The sequence below is a fragment of the Mesorhizobium sp. LSHC420B00 genome (assembly GCF_000503055.1).
Classification (GTDB): Bacteria; Pseudomonadota; Alphaproteobacteria; order Rhizobiales; family Rhizobiaceae; genus Mesorhizobium.
This window is the reverse complement of record NZ_AYVY01000015.1, coordinates 35,974-52,634: the sequence shown is the minus strand read 5'-3', so window position 1 is coordinate 52,634 and position 16,661 is coordinate 35,974. Positions and strand designations below refer to the sequence as shown.

General features: G+C 63.0%; 16 protein-coding genes and 1 pseudogene. 13 read left to right on the top strand and 4 right to left on the bottom strand.

Going from position 1 to position 16,661, the window contains the following annotated elements:
• Window positions 1-93 precede the first annotated feature (93 nt).
• The 5 genes from X760_RS59945 (at window position 94) to X760_RS59925 (ending at window position 5,868) form a co-directional block, all read left to right on the top strand.
• Window positions 94-1,737, top strand: a complete 1,644-nt coding sequence (locus X760_RS59945) for an MFS transporter (RefSeq protein ID WP_023720230.1) — start codon at window positions 94-96, stop codon at window positions 1,735-1,737.
• 138 nt (window positions 1,738-1,875) lie between these two features.
• On the top strand, window positions 1,876-2,736 hold the full coding sequence (locus X760_RS59940; RefSeq protein ID WP_023720229.1) for a xanthine dehydrogenase family protein subunit M: 861 nt from the start codon (window positions 1,876-1,878) through the stop codon (window positions 2,734-2,736).
• Entirely contained in the window at window positions 2,736-3,212 is a 477-nt protein-coding gene (locus X760_RS59935) for a (2Fe-2S)-binding protein (protein ID WP_023720228.1), read from the top strand. Before X760_RS59940 ends, X760_RS59935 begins: the two co-directional genes overlap by 1 nt.
• 2 nt (window positions 3,213-3,214) lie before the next feature.
• On the top strand, window positions 3,215-5,623 hold the full coding sequence (locus tag X760_RS59930; protein WP_023720227.1) for a xanthine dehydrogenase family protein molybdopterin-binding subunit: 2,409 nt from the start codon (window positions 3,215-3,217) through the stop codon (window positions 5,621-5,623).
• A complete protein-coding gene (locus tag X760_RS59925) occupies window positions 5,623-5,868 on the top strand; it encodes a MoaD/ThiS family protein (RefSeq protein ID WP_023675441.1) in 246 nt (81 codons plus the stop codon). The genes X760_RS59930 and X760_RS59925 overlap by 1 nt, the downstream gene beginning before the upstream one ends.
• Before the next feature lie 274 nt (window positions 5,869-6,142).
• On the opposite strand, the gene X760_RS59920 is transcribed toward X760_RS59925, so the two are convergent.
• On the bottom strand, window positions 6,143-7,036 hold the full coding sequence (locus X760_RS59920) for a LysR family transcriptional regulator (RefSeq protein WP_023720226.1): 894 nt from the start codon (window positions 7,034-7,036) through the stop codon (window positions 6,143-6,145).
• A gap of 149 nt (window positions 7,037-7,185) precedes the next feature.
• Between X760_RS59920 and X760_RS59915 the strand changes: the two are divergent.
• The 7 genes and pseudogenes from X760_RS59915 to X760_RS59880 all read left to right on the top strand — a co-directional run bounded on the left by X760_RS59915 (window position 7,186) and on the right by X760_RS59880 (window position 13,169).
• Window positions 7,186-8,405, top strand: a pseudogene (locus X760_RS59915) (MFS transporter).
• Window positions 8,402-8,872 carry a cyclophilin-like fold protein gene (locus X760_RS59910; RefSeq protein WP_023720225.1) on the top strand — a complete coding sequence of 157 codons (471 nt, stop codon included), beginning with the start codon at window positions 8,402-8,404 and terminating at the stop codon, window positions 8,870-8,872. Before X760_RS59915 ends, X760_RS59910 begins: the two are co-directional and overlap by 4 nt.
• Window positions 8,873-8,891: 19 nt before the next feature.
• A complete protein-coding gene (locus X760_RS59905; protein WP_023720224.1) occupies window positions 8,892-9,287 on the top strand; it encodes a cupin domain-containing protein in 396 nt (131 codons plus the stop codon).
• A gap of 25 nt (window positions 9,288-9,312) precedes the next feature.
• Complete coding sequence (locus tag X760_RS59900) at window positions 9,313-10,329, top strand: zinc-dependent alcohol dehydrogenase family protein (protein ID WP_023720223.1); 1,017 nt, start codon at window positions 9,313-9,315, stop codon at window positions 10,327-10,329.
• Between the two features lie 58 nt (window positions 10,330-10,387).
• A complete protein-coding gene (locus X760_RS59895) occupies window positions 10,388-10,816 on the top strand; it encodes a lipocalin-like domain-containing protein (RefSeq protein WP_023720222.1) in 429 nt (142 codons plus the stop codon).
• Between the two features lie 40 nt (window positions 10,817-10,856).
• Window positions 10,857-12,038, top strand: a complete 1,182-nt coding sequence (locus tag X760_RS59890; RefSeq protein WP_031194356.1) for an arabinose transporter — start codon at window positions 10,857-10,859, stop codon at window positions 12,036-12,038.
• Window positions 12,039-12,605: 567 nt separating this feature from the next.
• Window positions 12,606-13,169, top strand: coding sequence for a GNAT family N-acetyltransferase (locus X760_RS59880; protein ID WP_023720219.1), 564 nt, complete (start codon window positions 12,606-12,608; stop codon window positions 13,167-13,169).
• Between the two features lie 90 nt (window positions 13,170-13,259).
• Here X760_RS59880 and X760_RS0138430 read toward each other — a convergent pair whose 3' ends face one another.
• Both X760_RS0138430 and X760_RS59875 read right to left on the bottom strand, forming a co-directional pair.
• Window positions 13,260-13,658 carry a GFA family protein gene (locus tag X760_RS0138430; protein ID WP_023720218.1) on the bottom strand — a complete coding sequence of 133 codons (399 nt, stop codon included), beginning with the start codon at window positions 13,656-13,658 and terminating at the stop codon, window positions 13,260-13,262.
• A 225-nt stretch (window positions 13,659-13,883) separates the two neighbouring features.
• Window positions 13,884-14,336, bottom strand: coding sequence for an Lrp/AsnC family transcriptional regulator (locus tag X760_RS59875; protein ID WP_023720217.1), 453 nt, complete (start codon window positions 14,334-14,336; stop codon window positions 13,884-13,886).
• A 67-nt stretch (window positions 14,337-14,403) separates the two neighbouring features.
• Between X760_RS59875 and X760_RS59870 the strand changes: the two genes are divergently transcribed.
• Window positions 14,404-15,414, top strand: coding sequence for a nucleoside recognition domain-containing protein (locus tag X760_RS59870; protein WP_023720216.1), 1,011 nt, complete (start codon window positions 14,404-14,406; stop codon window positions 15,412-15,414).
• Window positions 15,415-15,452: 38 nt separating this feature from the next.
• On the opposite strand, the gene X760_RS59865 is transcribed toward X760_RS59870, so the two are convergent.
• The gene (locus X760_RS59865) at window positions 15,453-16,565 is read right to left on the bottom strand and encodes a TauD/TfdA family dioxygenase (RefSeq protein ID WP_023720215.1); all 1,113 of its coding nucleotides are present in this window, start codon (window positions 16,563-16,565) and stop codon (window positions 15,453-15,455) included.
• Window positions 16,566-16,661 lie beyond the last annotated feature (96 nt).

The following is a 16,661-nucleotide window of genomic DNA, read 5'->3' as shown; positions in this document are numbered from 1 at the left end:
CCCTTTGCGCTGTGATGTTCTATTTTTTGAATCCATGGCTTGAGGGGCCGATTCATCGCAAGAACAAACGCATTTGAGCCCGGGAAAGCATCGATGAACGACGACACACCGGAAAGCGAAAGCGCCTCGGCGCTGGCGCCGTTCCGGCACGGCATCTTCCGGGCGGTGTGGTCCGCCAGCCTCGTCTCCAATTTCGGCGGCCTCATCCAGGGCGTCGGTGCCGCCTGGATGATGACTACGATCGCTACCTCGTCCTACCAGGTCGCATTGGTCCAGGCCTCGACCACTTTGCCGATCATGCTCTTCGCGCTGCTGGCCGGCGCCATCGCCGACAGTTTCAACCGGCGCAAAATCATGCTGATCGCGCAGATCTTCATGCTCGCCGTCTCGGCTCTTCTCACCGTCTTCACCTATCTCGACCTGATGACGCCGTGGACGCTGCTCGCCTTCACCTTCCTGATCGACAGTGGCACCGCGCTCAACAGCCCGTCCTGGCAGGCTTCGGTCGGCGACATGGTGCCTCGTCCCAAGGTGCCGGCGGCGATCGCGCTCAACTCGATGGGCTTCAACCTGACGCGCAGCGTCGGCCCGGCGATCGGGGGCATCATCGTTGCCGCCGCAGGCGCCGCCGCGGCCTTTGCCGTCAACACGCTGAGCTATGTCGGCCTCATCGTCGTGCTGGCCCGCTGGAGGCCGGAACTGCCGGCATCGACCTTGCCGCGCGAGACGCTGGGCGCCGCAATGGGCGCTGGCCTGCGCTACGTCGCGATGTCGCCCAATATCGGCAAGGTGCTGGTCAGGAGCTCGGCCTTCGGCTTCAGCGCCGGCGCGGTCCTGGCACTGCTTCCCCTGGTCGCGCGCGACGTCGTCAAGGGCGACGCCTTGAGCTACGGCATCATGCTCGGCGCCTTCGGCATCGGCGCCGTCGGCGGCGCGCTGACCAGCGTCAGGCTGCGGCAGCTGCTGTCCAGCGAAACCATGGTGCGCATGGCATTCGCCGGTTTCGCGCTCTGCGCCTTCAATGCCGCCGTCAGCGAGAATGCCTGGCAGACGTCACTCGGCTTGCTGGTCGGCGGCGCCTGCTGGGTGACAGCGCTTTCGCACTTCAATGTCACCGTGCAGATGTCGACGCCGCGCTGGGTGGTCGGCCGCGTGCTTTCGGTCTACCAGACCGCAACCTTCGGCGGTATCGCGCTCGGCAGCTGGGTCTGGGGCGTGGTTGCCGACGCCCATGGCGCCGAAGTCGCCCTGATGGCGGCCAGCGTCGCGATGCTGGCGGGAGGCGCCATCGGCCTGCTGCTGCCGCTGCCGCAGCAGGCCGTGCTCAACCTCGATCCGCTTAACCGCTTCCAGGAGCCGCATCTGGCGCTTGATCTCAAGCCGCGCAGTGGTCCCATCGCCATCATGATCGAATACGTGATCCGCAACGAGGACGTGCCGGAATTCCTCGCCACCATGGCCGAACGGGGCCGCATCCGCCGGCGTGACGGCGCCCGCAACTGGACATTGGCGCGCGATCTCGAAAATCCCTCGATATGGATCGAGCACTACCACACGCCAACCTGGGTCGAATATATCCGCCACAACAGGCGCGCCACCTACGCCGACGCGGTCATCGGCGAGCGTATAAGGGCCCTGCACAGCGGCAACGAGCCACCCCGCGTCCGCCGCATGATCGAGCGGCCGACGACAGCCGGCACGGCGCTGGTGATGCCGAAGGGACCGATCGAGCATTAGTGGCTGGCGGCGCGTCCAGTTGGACGAGCAAATGAAAATTGCGGCGCCTGGCCCAATCCGCGAATGTACGAATGGGATGGCCATTGTGGAGAGACGGTTTATATCAGTTGATGTGATTATGACCACTAAGGGGAGACGATGCGTTACATACGTCCGCTTTCAATTGAAGACGCCGCCGGCCTGTTGGCCGGCTCAGCCGGCACGGCCGCCATCCTTGCCGGAGGCAGCGACCTCTTGGTGAGAATGAAAGGCGGCTTTATCGAACCCGACTTGATCGTCGACATCAAGGCGATCGATGGGCTTGGCGAGATCAGGGAAACAGCCGAGGGCTTCAGCATCGGCGCGGCGGTCCCGTGCGCCATGCTGGGCGAGAGCAAGGCCCTGAAGAAGGCATGGCCCGGCGTCGTCGAAGCGGCCAAGCTGATCGGCTCGAAGCAGGTGCAGGGACGCTGCACCATCGTCGGCAATCTGTGCAACGCCTCGCCGGCCGCCGACAGCGTGCCGGCGCTGGTAGCCGCTGGCGCCAAGGCGGTGGTCGTCGGCCCGGGAGCCAGGCGCACGATTGCCGTGGAAGCGGTACCGACTGGGCCGGGCAAGACGTCGCTGACCAAGGGCGAGATCATCGAGGCAATCCTGCTCGACAAACGTCTGCCGCGTTCGGGCGATGCCTATCTGCGTTTCATTCCGCGCACGGAGATGGACATCGCCGTGGTAAGCGTCGGCGTGAACCTGATGCTCGATGAGCAAGGTCGCGTCAAATTCGCCCGCCTGGCGCTGGGCGCCGTGGCGCCGACGGTGATTCTGGTCGAGGAGGCCGCCGAGGTTCTCATCGGCTCCAAGCTGGACGAAGCCACGCTGGAGAGGCTCGCCAAGGTCTGCTCGGGGGCCTGTCGTCCGATCGACGACAAGCGAGGCACTATCGAATTCAGACGGAAAGTTGCGGGTGTGCTGGCCAAGCGGGCCGTCACGACCGCCTATGCACGTGCAGGAGGCAAATGATGGCTGGTGTGGCAGTATCAACGACAATCAATGGCGACAATGTCGAGTACCTTTGCCAGCCGGACGAGACGCTGCTCGATGTCCTGCGCGATCGCCTGGGGCTGACGGGCGCCAAGGAAGGCTGCGGCACCGGCGACTGCGGCGCCTGCAGCATCATCCTCGACGACCGGCTGGTGTGCTCGTGCCTGGTGCTCGGCGCGGAGGCTGAAGGGCGGCGCATCGAAACCATCGAGGGCATGGCGCATGGCGACAAGCTGCATCCGCTGCAGCAGAAATTCCTGGAACACGCCGCGCTTCAATGCGGCATCTGCACGCCGGGCTTCCTCATGGCGGCCAAGGACCTGTTGGCCAAGAACCCCGATCCGACCGAGGAGGAGATCCGCTTCGGCCTCGCCGGGAACCTCTGCCGCTGCACCGGCTATGACAAGATCGTGCGTGCCGTTCAGGACGCCGCGAGCGTGATGAAGGGAGCATGACGATGAATTTCGATCCACGTTACTCCGGACGCAATTTCACCTCTGTCGGCACGCGCCCCATCCGTCCCGACGGCGTCGACAAGGTGACGGGCCGCGCACGCTATGGCGCCGACTTCAACATGGCCGGGCAACTGGTCGGGCGCGTTCTCAGAAGCCCCCATGCGCATGCCACGATCAGGAAGATCGACACGTCGAAGGCGGAGAAGCTCGCCGGCGTCAAGGCGGTGATCACCGCGGCCGACCTGCCCGACCTCACCGACGGCGATGCCGCCATGTACGACATCCTCGACAACTGCATGGCGCGCAAGAAAGCGCTCTACGACGGCCATGCTGTGGCCGCGGTCGCTGCAGTCGATGCCCGCACGGCGAGGCAGGCACTGAAGCTGATCGAGGTCGACTACGAGGTGCTGCCGCATGTCACCGATGTCGACGAGGCGATGAAGCACTCCTCACCCGTGCTCAACGACGCCATCTTCACCGAGGGCCTTGAGCAAAAGCCCGTCAAGCCTTCCAACGTCACCAAGCGCACCCAGTACGGCCATGGCGACATCCATGAAGGTTTCGGCCAGGCCGATTTCGTCGTCGAACGCTCCTTCAAGACCGAGCAGACGCACCAGGGTTATATCGAGCCGCATGCCTGCGTCGCCAATTTCAGCTCCGACGGCACCGCCGATCTTTGGGTCTGCACGCAAGGGCATTTCGTCTATCGCCAGCACTGCGCCCAGCTGCTTGGCATGGAGGCCTCGAAGCTGCGCGTCACCTCGTCGGAGATCGGCGGTGGTTTCGGCGGCAAGACCCATGTCTGGGCCGAACCGGTGGCGCTGGCGCTGTCGCGCAAAGCCGGCCGGCCGGTCAAGCTGGTCATGACGCGCGACGAGGTGTTCCGCGCCTCCGGCCCGACTAGCGCCACCTCGATCGACGTCAGGATCGGCGCCCGTAAGGACGGCACGATCACGGCGGCCGAGGCCACGCTGCGCTATTCCTGCGGCCCCTATGCCGGCATGTGGGCTGAGATCGGCGCCATGACCGCCTTTGCCTGCTACAAGCTCGAGAACGTCAGGACGGTCGGCTACGAAGTGCTGGTCAACCGGCCCAAGACGGCGGCCTATCGCGCGCCGTCGGCACCGATGGCGGCGTTTGCGGTGGAAAGCGCGGTCGACGAGCTGGCCAAGGAGATCGGCATGGACCCGGTCGAGTTCCGGATCAGGAACGCGGCGCAGGAAGGCACCAGATCGTCCTACGGCCCGGTATACGGCCCGATCGGCATCGGCCCAACGCTGGAGGCGGCGAAGAGCCATCCGCACATGAAGGCGCCGCTCGGCAAGAACCAGGGCCGCGGCATGGCCTGCGGCTTCTGGTTCAACTTCGGTGGCCAGACCTGCACCGACCTCAACATCGGCATGGACGGTTCGGTCTCGCTTGCCGTCGGAACCGTTGACGTGGGTGGCTCGCGCGCCTCGCTTTCGCTGGTGGCGGCAGAGGAGCTCGGTATCCCCTATGAGCAGGTCAAGGCGGTGGTCGCCGATACCTCCAGCCTCGGCTACAACGATATGACGGACGGCAGCCGCGGCGCCTTCTCNCTGGAAATCGTTGAACGCGCCTCGATTTCGCTGGTGGCGGCGGAGGAACTCGGTATCCCCTATGAGCAGGTCAAGGCGGTGGTCGCCGATACCTCCAGCCTCGGCTACAACGATATGACGGACGGCAGCCGCGGCACCTTCTCGTCTTCGATGGCGACGATCTCCGCCGCTCGCAACGCCATCAAGATCCTGCGGGATCGCGCCGCGCAGACGTGGGACATCCCGGTCGACGACGTGGTCTGGGAAAAGGGCCACGCGATCGCTAGGGGCGAGAAGTACGGCAACCTTGCTGCGCTGTCGCTGAAGGAGATCGCGGCCGCTTCCGGAAAGACGGGCGGACCGATCGCCGGCCACAGCGAGCTCGTCGCCGACGGCGCCGGCGTCTCCTTCGCCACCCATATCTGCGATATCGAGGTGGATCCGGAGACCGGCTTCACCAGGGTGCTGCGCTACACCGTCGTTCAGGACGCCGGCAAGGCGGTGCATCCGACCTACGTCGAGGGGCAGTACCAGGGGGGTGCCGCGCAAGGCATCGGCTGGGCGCTCAACGAAGAGTACATCTACGGCAAGGACGGGCGGCTGCAGAACCCTGGCTTCCTGGACTACCGCATCCCGGTCTGCTCGGACCTGCCGATGATCGACACACAGATCCTCGAGATCCCCAACCCTAACCATCCCTACGGGGTGCGCGGCGTCGGCGAGACCTCGATCGTGCCGCCGCTGGCGGCGATCGCCAATGCAGTCTCGAACGCGGTCGGCGTGCGCATGGCGCATATACCGATGTCGCCGCCGCGCATCCTGGCGGCGATCGAGGCGGAACGGGAAGGCTGATGGTTGAAGTAACGCTCTGGGGATCGCTCGGCGCGATCGCCGGAGGCAAGAGCAAGGTCGAGATCGAGGCGAAGGATATTCGGGAGCTGTTCAGGAAGCTGGCTGAACAGTATCCCGGCCTCGAGCCCTACATCGATCGCGGCATCGCCGTCGCCATCGACGGGACGATCTATCGCGACACCTGGTCGAAGGAACTGCCGGAAGGGGCGGAGATATTCCTGCTGCCGCGTCTTGCCGGGGGATAACTGGACAACCGTGTCCCTACCATCGACGACCAAGACTTGGCCTAGGCTCGAGAAAAACCTTGGCTATCCACGAGAATTCTTGGCCAGTTCAGCCGGCGAGTTTGGCTCCTTTTCGATGACTGCTTCTGTGTCAATCACAGACATAGAGGCGAGCGAGCTACACGTCTGCTTTGAGGCGAAAGCAGCCGCCCGCAGCGTAGAAGTCAAATGGCTTGGATCAGAACCTACCATTTACCAATGTCAGCTTCATGATTCATAGGCACAGTCTTGGGAGTCAGATGCGATGGCGGAGCGCCTCAATGATCACCGCCATCGCAGGCGAGAGCTGTCGCCTGCTCGGGTAGTAGAGGTGATAGCCCGCAAATGGCGGACTCCAGTCGTCAAGCACGAGCCTAAGGCATCCCTTGGCGATGTGGTGGCTGACGAGGTTTTCCGGGACATAGGCGATCCCGAAACCGCTTATCGCAGCCTCGATCATGGGAATGGACGAATTGAAGGTGAGCTGGCCTTCCACGCGCACACGAAGGTCGCGGCCATCCCTGGCGAATTCCCAGGCATATAATCCGCCGAACGTCGCCTGCCGCATATTAATGCAGTCATGATCGACCAGATCCTGCGGTGCGGTCGGAACCGGATGGCGGGAAAAGTACTCCGGCGAAGCCACGGCCACGAGCCTCCAATCCGGCCCGATGCGCACTGCGATCATATCCCTGTCGATGCTCTCACCAAGCCGCACGCCTGCGTCGAAGCGCTCCTCCACAATGTTCTTCATGCCGTTGTCGCTGTAGAGTTCGACGCACACGTCAGGATAGTCGCTGAGCAAGGGCTGCAGCTTCGGCCAGACGGTCGTCTGGAGCGCATGGTCGGAAAGCGTGATACGGACCGTTCCGGAGGGCTTGTCGCGAAAGGCCACCAGGCTTGCGAGGTCCGCTTCGATTTCCTCGAAGCGGGGAACAAGAGATTGGAAAAGTCGCTCGCCGGCCTCGGTCGGTGCGACGCTCCGCGTCGTACGTGTCAGCAGGCGGACGCCGAGACGAGCTTCAAGCTCCTTGATTGTCGAACTCAGGGTCGACTGCGAGGTTCCGAGCTTGGCCGCCGCCTTGGTGAAGCTCCGTTCCCGCGCGACCGCCACGAACCATAGCAGATCCTTCATGCCATCGCGCTGCATAGGGTACCTCCCGTCGGATATTTATATCATGAGCAGATAAGTCCATGCGAATTACTTAGTCTAATAGAATGGGTTCCTCTGCAATATCTTCTGGCATCGCGACGGCGTTGGCGGCTGATCCGCCCGGTCGCCCTGCAAGGATGCCAATTATGGAAACGACGTACGACACAAGGCTTGTCGGTGACCGCGCCGCATGGGGCGCGGTTTTGGCGATGGCGCTGTGTGTTTTCGTGCTCATCGCGTCGGAATTCATGCCGGTCAGCCTGCTGTCGCCGCTAGCGGCCGATCTCGGCATCACCGAGGGCCGCGCGGGACAGGCGATCTCGATTTCGGGCGTTTTCGCCGTCGTGACCAGCCTGCTGGTCGCCGGCCTCACGCGCCATATCGACCGCCGACTGGTCGTGACCGGCTTCACCCTCCTCCTCATCGTGTCCGGTTTGGCTGTCACCTTCGCGCCGAACTACGCGTTCCTCATGGTCGGCCGGGCGCTGCTCGGCATCGCGATCGGCGGGTTCTGGTCGATGTCGACCGCGATCGTCATGCGCCTCGTGCCGCAAGACATGGTTCCGAAGGGTCTCGCCATGCTGAACGCCGGCAATGCCATTGCGGCCACCATCGCCGCGCCGCTGGGCAGTTTTCTTGGCGCCTATGTCGGCTGGCGCGGCGCTTTCTTCCTCGTCGTGCCGTTTGGGCTTCTGGCGCTGGCCTGGCAGTGGACAAGCCTGCCGGCGCTGCCCCCGCGCCGGGGGAAGCGTTCAGGCAATCCACTGGCGCTCCTCGGCCGTCTTCCCGTCGCCATCGGCATGGCGTCGATCATGATGCTGTTCATGGGCCAGTTCGCGCTCTTCACCTATCTGCGGCCCTTCCTCGAGGGCGTCACCCGGCTCGACATCGCTGCTCTCTCGGCGATCCTAGATCGGAAGAGCACACGTNGGCGATCCTGCTGGCGATGGGGCTGGCGGGGGTGCTCGGCACATGGTGCGTCGGCCGGCTTTTGTCCACGCGTCTGTTCAGCATCCTCATCGTCATCCCGCTGGTCATGGCGGCCTTGGCCGCTGCGCTCATCGCCCTTGGTGCCCTCCCCGTTCCCACAGCGCTGCTGCTCGTTGCCTGGGGCTTCTTCGGCACGGCCGCGCCCGTTGGCTGGGGCACGTGGCTCAGCCGGACGTTGCCGAACGACGCAGAGGCCGGCGGCGGGCTGCAGGTGGCAGTCATCCAGCTCGCCATCACCGGCGGCGCCGCGATCGGCGGCACGCTCTTCGATACGGTCGGCTGGTGGGGAGCGTTCACTCTAGGTGCAGTGCTGCTCTGCGGATCGGCGCTCGCCGCCCTTGCCGCATCGCATATGGCCCGGAGATCTTTGCCATGATCATCGAGCGTGCGCCGCTTAACCGCCGGACATTGCTCGGCGCCGCGCTCGCGGTGGCGGCCCTGCCTCGAGCAGCCGCCAGCCAAGAAGGCGAAGCCCCAGTCAGCCATGAGTCAACCAACATGAAGATCAGGATGATTTTCAACGGCCGCATCATGACCGCCACGCTCTACGACAATCCGTCGGCGCGCGATTTCTTTTCCATGCTGCCGCTCGATCTCAAGATCGAGGACTACGCGCATAACGAGAAGATCGCCTATCTGCCGCGCAAGCTGACAGAGAAGGGAAGTGGTCCGTTCGCCAACGAGCAGCCCTACGACCTCTGCTATTTCACGTCATGGGGTAACCTGGCCATGTTCTACGCCGACTATCGCCATCCCGGGCTGATCAGGCTCGGCCGCTTCGACGAGGGCGAGCAGGCCCTGCACATTCGCGGCGAGTTCCCGCTTCGCATCGAACGCACTTGAGGACACAAAGGAGATCACCATGGACATTCTTCGCGCTGGCACGAGGCCTTCCGGCAAGGGACCACCTGACTGGTTCACCGGAACGGTGCGGATCGATCCGCTCTTCAATCCCTTCGATGCCGGGCGGGTTCAAGGCGCACAGGTGACCTTCGAGCCCGGCGCCCGCACCGCTTGGCACACGCATCCGCTCGGCCAGACGCTGATCGTCGTCTCGGGCCTGGGCCGCGTGCAGCGCGAGGCTGGCCCGGTCGAGGAAATCCGTGCCGGCGACGTCGTCTGGTTCGCGCCCGGCGAAAAGCACTGGCACGGCGCGTCGGCTCAGATTGCCATGACCCACATTGCTCTCCAGGAGGTCAAGGACGGCAAGGTCGTGGACTGGCTGGAACATATCAGCGACGCCGACTACCGCGCTTGATCTTCTCCACTCGAAAGGAACCAAAATGCTCGCAACCGTTCTTCACAAACCGGGCGACATCCGCTGCGAGGAGATCGCTGATCCGAAAATCATGCGGCCGACGGACGCCATCATCAAGCTCTCGGCAAGCTGCATCTGCGGCTCGGATCTGTGGCCCTATCGCGGGCTGCAGCGGGTCGACGGCCCGATGCATATGGGCCACGAATATTGTGGCATCGTCGTCGAGGTCGGCGCAGAGGTGCGCACGGTGCGCCCCGGCCAGTTCGTCGTCGGCTCGTTCTGCCTCTCCGACAATACCTGCCCGCATTGCCGCTTCGGCTTCCAGTCGTCCTGTGTGCAGCGCGAGTTCATGTCGGGCGCGCAGGCGCCTTACGCCCGCGTGCCGTTGGCGGATGGCACACTGGTCGCCACCGCCGAGGTGCCGCCGGCCGAACTCATCCCTGACCTGCTGGCTGTGTCCGATGTGCTCGGCACCGGCTGGTATGCGGCCGACGCAGCCGAGGTCCGAGAAGGATCGACGGTGGTGGTGGTCGGCGACGGTGCGGTCGGCCTGATGGGCGTGCTTGCGGCCAAGGAGATGGGCGCCGAGCGCATCATCGCCATGAGCCGGCACGCCAGCCGCCAAAAACTCGCCCGCGAGTTCGGCGCGACCGACATCGTCGCCGAGCGCGGCGAGGAAGGTGTGGCCCGGATCAAAGAGGTCACCAAGGACGTCGGCGCGGACTCGGTGCTGGAATGCGTCGGCACGGCGGAATCCTTCGACCAGGCGCTGGCCTGCTCTCGCCCCGGCGGCACCATCGGCTATGTCGGCGTGCCGCACGGCGTGAACTTCGACGGCCAAAAACTGTTCTTCGGCCAGAAGCGCATGCTGGGCGGCCCGGCGCCGGTGCGCCGCTTCCTGCCCGACCTTATGGGCCGTGTGCTGCAAGGTCGGATCAAGCCCGGCAAGGTCTTCGACCTCAAGCTGCCGTTGGCCGAGGTCGCTGAAGGCTACCGCGCCATGGACGAGCGGCGCGCCATCAAGGTCATGCTTTCGGTGTGAGCGAAGATTGGGCGGACGGCCTGTCCGCACCCACAAATCAGAAAAGGAACAACGACATATGACGATGAGATTGAAGATTGCCGCCCTTGCGCTTTCGGTCGCCACGCCGGCTTTCTCGCAAGAGTCGCCGATCATCGGCGCATGGCGCATGAGGTCGCTCGAGGCCGGTGCCGAGGGAAGCCTCAAGCCCGTGCCATATTCCGGCCAGGTCATCTTCACCGAGGCCGGCACCCTGTCGCTGCAGGCGCAGAACCCCGACGCCAAGGCACCGGACACGCCTTACACAGAGAATGGCTACGAAGCCTATTACGGGCCGGTCGCTATCGACGACCAGGACAAGACCTTCGTCATCACGATCGAGTCCTCCCTGGTCCGCAACCTTGTCGGGAAGAGCATGAAACGCAAATTCGAAGTCTCGGACAACAAACTGGTCCTGACGCCGGACAATCCGGCCGAAGGCTGGCGCGTGACCTACGAACGTTACTGATCGGAACAGCCCGACTGTCAAAGTTTTATCGGTGGCCACAATGGCGCGGACTTCAGACCGAAATGGCGCGATAGCGGAACTGGTACCAATCATGGCGGCTGTCTTCGCCGGCTTCCTCCTGATCGGCTTGGCGCTACCCGTCCTGCCGCTGCATCTTCACCAGCAGCTCGGCTTCGGCCCCTTCGCGGTCGGGCTGGTCACTGGCAGCCAGTTCGTCGCCTCGATGCTGTCGCGCATTGGGGCTGGAAACTATGCCGATGGGCGCGGCGGCAAGAGGGCCGTCGTCGTCGGCCTCATTGCCGCTGCCGTGGCGGGGCTATTTTACCTCGGCTCACTGACATTGCTCGACCGGCCGGTGGCGTCCGCATCGGCGCTGTTCGCCGGCCGGGCGGTACTGGGCGCGTCTGAGAGCTTCATCATCACCGGTGGCGTCGCCTGGGGCCTCTCCCTTGCGGGCGGACAGAACTCCGGAAAGGTCATAGCCTGGGTGGGCACGGCGATGTTCGCAGCACTCGCGCTAGGCGCGCCGATCGGATCTGCGCTTTATGCGGCGAGCGGCTTCACCGCGATCGCACTGGCGACGATCGTCCTGCCGCTTGCAACGCTGCTTGCCATCCTGCCGATGCGCGGCGCCAGCGCCGCCGCGAGCAGCGTGCCGCAGTCATGGAGGAGCGTGGCGCAAGCGGTCTGGCTTCCCGGAGTGGGAGCAGCTTTCAGCAGTCTCGGCTATGGTGCGATTCTGGCCTTCGGCGCGCTGCTCTTTGCCGAGCGGGGCTGGCAGCCGGTCTGGCTTCCCTTCACGGCCTATGCCGCGTCGCTGATCGTGGCAAGGCTATGCTTCGGCCACCTGCCTGACAGGTTAGGGGGCGCACGGGTCGCCATGATCTTCGTGGCTGTCGAGGCTGCAGGGCTGATGCTGATCTGGCTTGCGCCCGGGCCCGTTCTAGCCGCCATCGGAGCGGGCCTGACTGGCCTTGGCTACTCGCTGGTCTATCCCGGCCTCGGTGCCGAGGCCGTGAGCCGTCTTCCGCCACGCAGCCGCGGCCTGGCCATGGGACTCTACACCGTCTTCCTCGACGTGGCGCTCGGCTTCGGCAGTCCGGCGCTCGGCTTGGTCGCCGCATCGGCCGGGCTGCAATTCGTCTTCTTCGCCGTCGCGATGGCGACGCTTCCGGCGTTGGGCATCGCTCTGCTGCTGGGTCGCCGTAACGCTCCACTATAGAGCCGGATAGTCTGGGCTCGAGATGTCGCGCAACTACGATCGCTCCCGCTTCGCGGGAAGCTGAGGCATCAGCCGAACCTGCTTTTGGTGGCGATAGAGGCCGATCAGGTCGTCGGATCGATCATGGCCGGGTATGACGGCCATCGAGGGTAGATATCGCGCATCGCTACTCTGCAGTCCCATCGCCAAAAAGGGATCGGCGAGGCCCTCATCCATGAGGCCGAAAGGCGGCTCGCCGGCCTTGGTTGCATAAAGATCAACCTCCAAATTGTCGCTTCCAATTCGACGGTTCTTGGGTTCTACCGAAAGTGCGGATACGAGGTCGAGGAGCGCATAAGCATGAGCAAACTGTTACCGAAAGCTTGAGGTACTCCGCCGATTAACTCCTCGTCGCGGCTCGACGGCTCAGGTCCATTGGAATCTTGCTGCCGGTGATTATTGTGGCAGGCGAATCTCTCCGGGTGAATCGCGCTGCGGGACACGGCCGAAGCCGGGCGAAGTCCAGCCAGCCGGAGGGGCACACAACGCCCTACATATGGTCCAATTACTGGTGCAGTGAGAACATGCATGCAAATCGCATCCAAGCCACGCGTCCGGCTGGCAAGCCGTCAGGAACTGGATGAAATTGGCGGGCTCGTCTCCGACGCCTTCGCATCGTTACGGCCCGTTCTGGCGCCACACATCTTCGAGCCCTACGTGAACGACGCGCGGGATATCGCGGGGCGATGGGCGAAGGCTAGCGTCGCGGTGCTCGAAGCCGAGGGACAGCTCGTCGGGACGGTCACCTACTACGCCGATGCCGCCTTTGACCGCATGGGCTGGCCGCCCGGGCTGGCAGGCCTCAGGACCCTCGCGGTTGCTCCCTCGGCACAGGGCCGCGGATATGGCCGCGTGCTTTGCGAATGGTGCGTCTTGCAAGCGCGTCTGCAGGGCTCGAGCGGCCTTGCGCTTCACACCGCCTCGTTCATGACGTCTGCATGCAAGCTGTATGAGAGCCTTGGCTTCGAGAGACGCCCCGCCCACGACCTTTTCGCATCCGACGTTATTGGCTTTGATCCAGCTCTCGGCGATCAGCAGATCATCGCCTACCTGCTGCCGCTCAAGCAGGTCGAGAGCAGCCACGATCGATAATGTTTGACCGCCGTTTGAACAGACGGGGGTATCATCTCGCTTCCGGACGCTGTCCTCAGCTTCCGCCGTTTGTCTCGATGCGAGCAGATCCTAGTCTTTCGTGTAGTCAGGCCCAAAACGGGTCGGCAGGTTGTCGGCGAGCTTCAACCAAGGGAGCTTCTCCTCAAAGGCGACATGCAGCGTAGGTGCAAATTTTTCTGGCTCCTCCATCGCTGCCGCAAAAAAATGCATGACATCAGACATGTTCTTTGAGCGGAAGGACAGCGGCGTGCCACAGTGATCGCAAAATGTTCTTTCCACACCGGGAGAAGAGTTGAATACCTTCGGTAGCTTGCTCAGCCATCGCCATTGGCCGTTCAAGACGCCAATATAGGAGGTCATCGGCGCAGAACATTGCCGCCGACAACTTTCACAATGACAGACCACGCAGGCCTGTGCCGGGCCATCGACTTCAAAAGCAATAGCGCCACATAAGCAATGACCACGCATGCAAATTCTCCTTGAGTCAACAAGGACAGCTTCATGCCTGGGCGTGAGGGAGGCGCCATGAAATGCGTCGAGCTGGCGCCCAATTCCGACATTCGGCGCCAGCGATTGTCCTAGCGTGCGCTAGGCGTTCCTTCACTACCGCCTTTGCGGCATATTGAAAGTTCGTAAAGTTTCTTCGCCGGGCCGCTGAATTCACGGCCTAGCAGGTCTATCGCAACCCGAACACTACAGTGGAATTGCGGTCACTTCTTTGGCCGTTCGGATCACGAACATCGTTTGGTATCGCGCGACGTTGCTTCGGTCTCGGAACAGTCGCTCGCATAGCGCATCGAACTCTTCCATATCCGTCAGGCGGAGCATAAGGACGGCGTCGGTTTCGCCGCTCACGCTGTAGGCCTGAGTGACGGCCGGTTCCTGAGCGGCCAACTCGAGAAAGTCCCGCATATACTGCTCGCCATGACGCTCCAGTTCGACGGTGACGATCGCTTTCAAGCCCCGGCCAGCCTTTGCAGGTGCGAGAAGCGCGACAACGCGGCTGATGACGCCGCTTTTCTTCAGTCGTCGTATGCGGCGCAGGCAGCTCGAAGGGGAAAGCCCGACTAACCCCGCCAGTTTGGCGTTCGTTCGTGAGGCATCATCCTGGAGCAGGTTGAGAAGCCTTCTGTCGATCTTGTCCATCTCGGTCGCGCTCAAATGCGAAGCGTCTCAGGTACCCCAATGGCTCCAGGGATGATGGAGCAGCATGATGGCAATTTGCGCCGCCTTCTATCGCAAGACATTGGAAACGCTTGAAATCTACTGGGAGCTGGTTCGCGTGATCGTTCCGGTTGCGATAGCCACGCGGCTCCTGCAGGACCTTCGCGTCATCCAGGCAATTTCTCCGTTCTTCTCCCCGCTCATGTTGCAGGTGGGGTTGCCACCTGAACTCGCCTTTGCCTGGCTGACGGGATTGCTGGTCGGGATCTGGGGCGCGCTTGTGATCGTATTCACCTTGGTTCCGGTTTCGGCGCTCAGCACTGCCGACATGACGGTTCTTTCGGCTCTCTTGCTGTTTGCACATGCCATTCCGATCGAGCAACGGATCATTCAGAGGACCGGGCCGAGCTTCCTGGTCACCGCGGCGCTTCGTATTGGCGGGGGTTTGGTCTTTGCTGTCCTTCTGCATCAGATATTCGCCGTGACCGGATGGCTGTCAGGACCGGTGACGCCGGCGTGGATGCCGGCGAATGAAAGCACCGACTGGGGCGGCTTTCTCCTGGGTACGCTCAAAACCCTGGGCATCATGCTCATCGTTTTGCTTGCGCTAAGCTGGGTTATCGAGCTTCTCAAGATGGCGGGCATTTTGGAGTGGATGAACAGAGGACTTGCACCGCTCTTTCGGCTCGCCGGCATCGAAAAGCAGACGGTACCTTTCGCCGCTGTCGGCCTGTTTCTCGGGATTTCCTATGGCGCAGGACTGCTGATCCGCGAGGCGCGCACGCCTAGCGCGGAGCCGCGTCAGATATTCCTCGCCTGCGTGTTCATGGGTTTTGCCCATAGCCTCATTGAGGACACGTTGGTCGTTGTCGCACTTGGCGCCGATGCTACGAGCGTGCTTCTCGGTCGCCTGGCGTTTGCCGTGCTCGCGACCGCCGTGATCGCAAAAATAATCAAGGCGGTTCCCGACGCTCTTTTCTTCAAGACACTCTTCCACAAGGAAGAAGGCAGTTCGCGCAATCGGATTTCTGAGCCGGCGATTAGCGGACCGTTGACGTGAGCCGTCCTTACGCAGCAGCCGACATGTGTGTCGCATCACTATCGCGAGAGGACGCGAATCCGGCTCTGGAACTCACCACGATCGACATAGCATCCGCGCAGATGTCGCCGCCCGGTGTTCGGGTTGAACGATTGGCGGCCATGCAACACCCGGCGATTGTCGAAGACCGCCATTTCGCCGGCCTTCAGGCGGTAGGCTATTTGGAAACGCGGCCCGCGGATCATCATCATCAGCTTGCGATAAGCCGCATAAAAGGGCGCGCATAGGTCGGAGGGAAGGTCGATGACATCGACAAGATGGGCGTTGAACCGCAACTCCGTCACTTCCCCGTCGCGTTGCGTTACAATCACAGGAAACCGACCGCGCAGATCGTAGTTTTCATCGTGAAAACGATAGGGGATCTCGATCTCGCACAATAGGCGGTAGGCTTCCGGATCTTCCGCCTGTAGCGCGGCGACGACCGCAAACCCGTCGGCAAAGATCGATCCACCGCCCTCAGCGTCATTGGCGATACAATGCAGGAACTGGTAGCCGGGCGGCACCTCCTGGTTCGCGAGATCGGTGTGTAGCGGCAAGGCGACCGGCGTATAGGCCAGATTGTTCGGGTTCGGCATCGACACGACTTCGAACATCGTGCCGAAATTTGTCTGGCGCAGGAAACCAATCCGCTCGGCCGAACGCCGCCCCGCATCGGGATCATCGTCAAGCCCATCGACGATGGAGAGCCCGTATGCAGCCGTTGCCTTCAGCCAGGCGAGCAGATCGGCATCGCTTTGCAAGATGTCCCCGGCGGCGTGACGCGGCATGGTTTCAAGATTGATTGAGGCGTCCCAGAGTTTCGGAGCGATGTCGGCCGGATCGTCCCGCTTTCTGCCGGGACGGTAGGACTCAAAGAACTGGCTCGGGAATTCCTCCTCAGCCTGGTCGTTCTGCCAGACAATGCCCACAGCGCTGCCCCTGTCCCGCACGCTGATGGGTCTGAGCGAGGGGTCTACGCTGGTCAGGTCGAAAGTTCGTTCTTCGGTCTGCGGGTGAAACGCCGATGGTGCATTGTCCTTTAGCCAAAGCCAGGGGTAGCAGACTGTTTCGCCCGACACGAAAGTCACGGCAAGCGCGGTCTCCCGGGCCTCCACGGAAAGCAGGGTATTCATGATGATGTCTCTCTGAACACAGAATTTGATTTTCAGCTTGGATCAGGCCCGCAGGCCGTCAACCCAACGGTGGTGGCCACCACAAGCTCGGCTTCC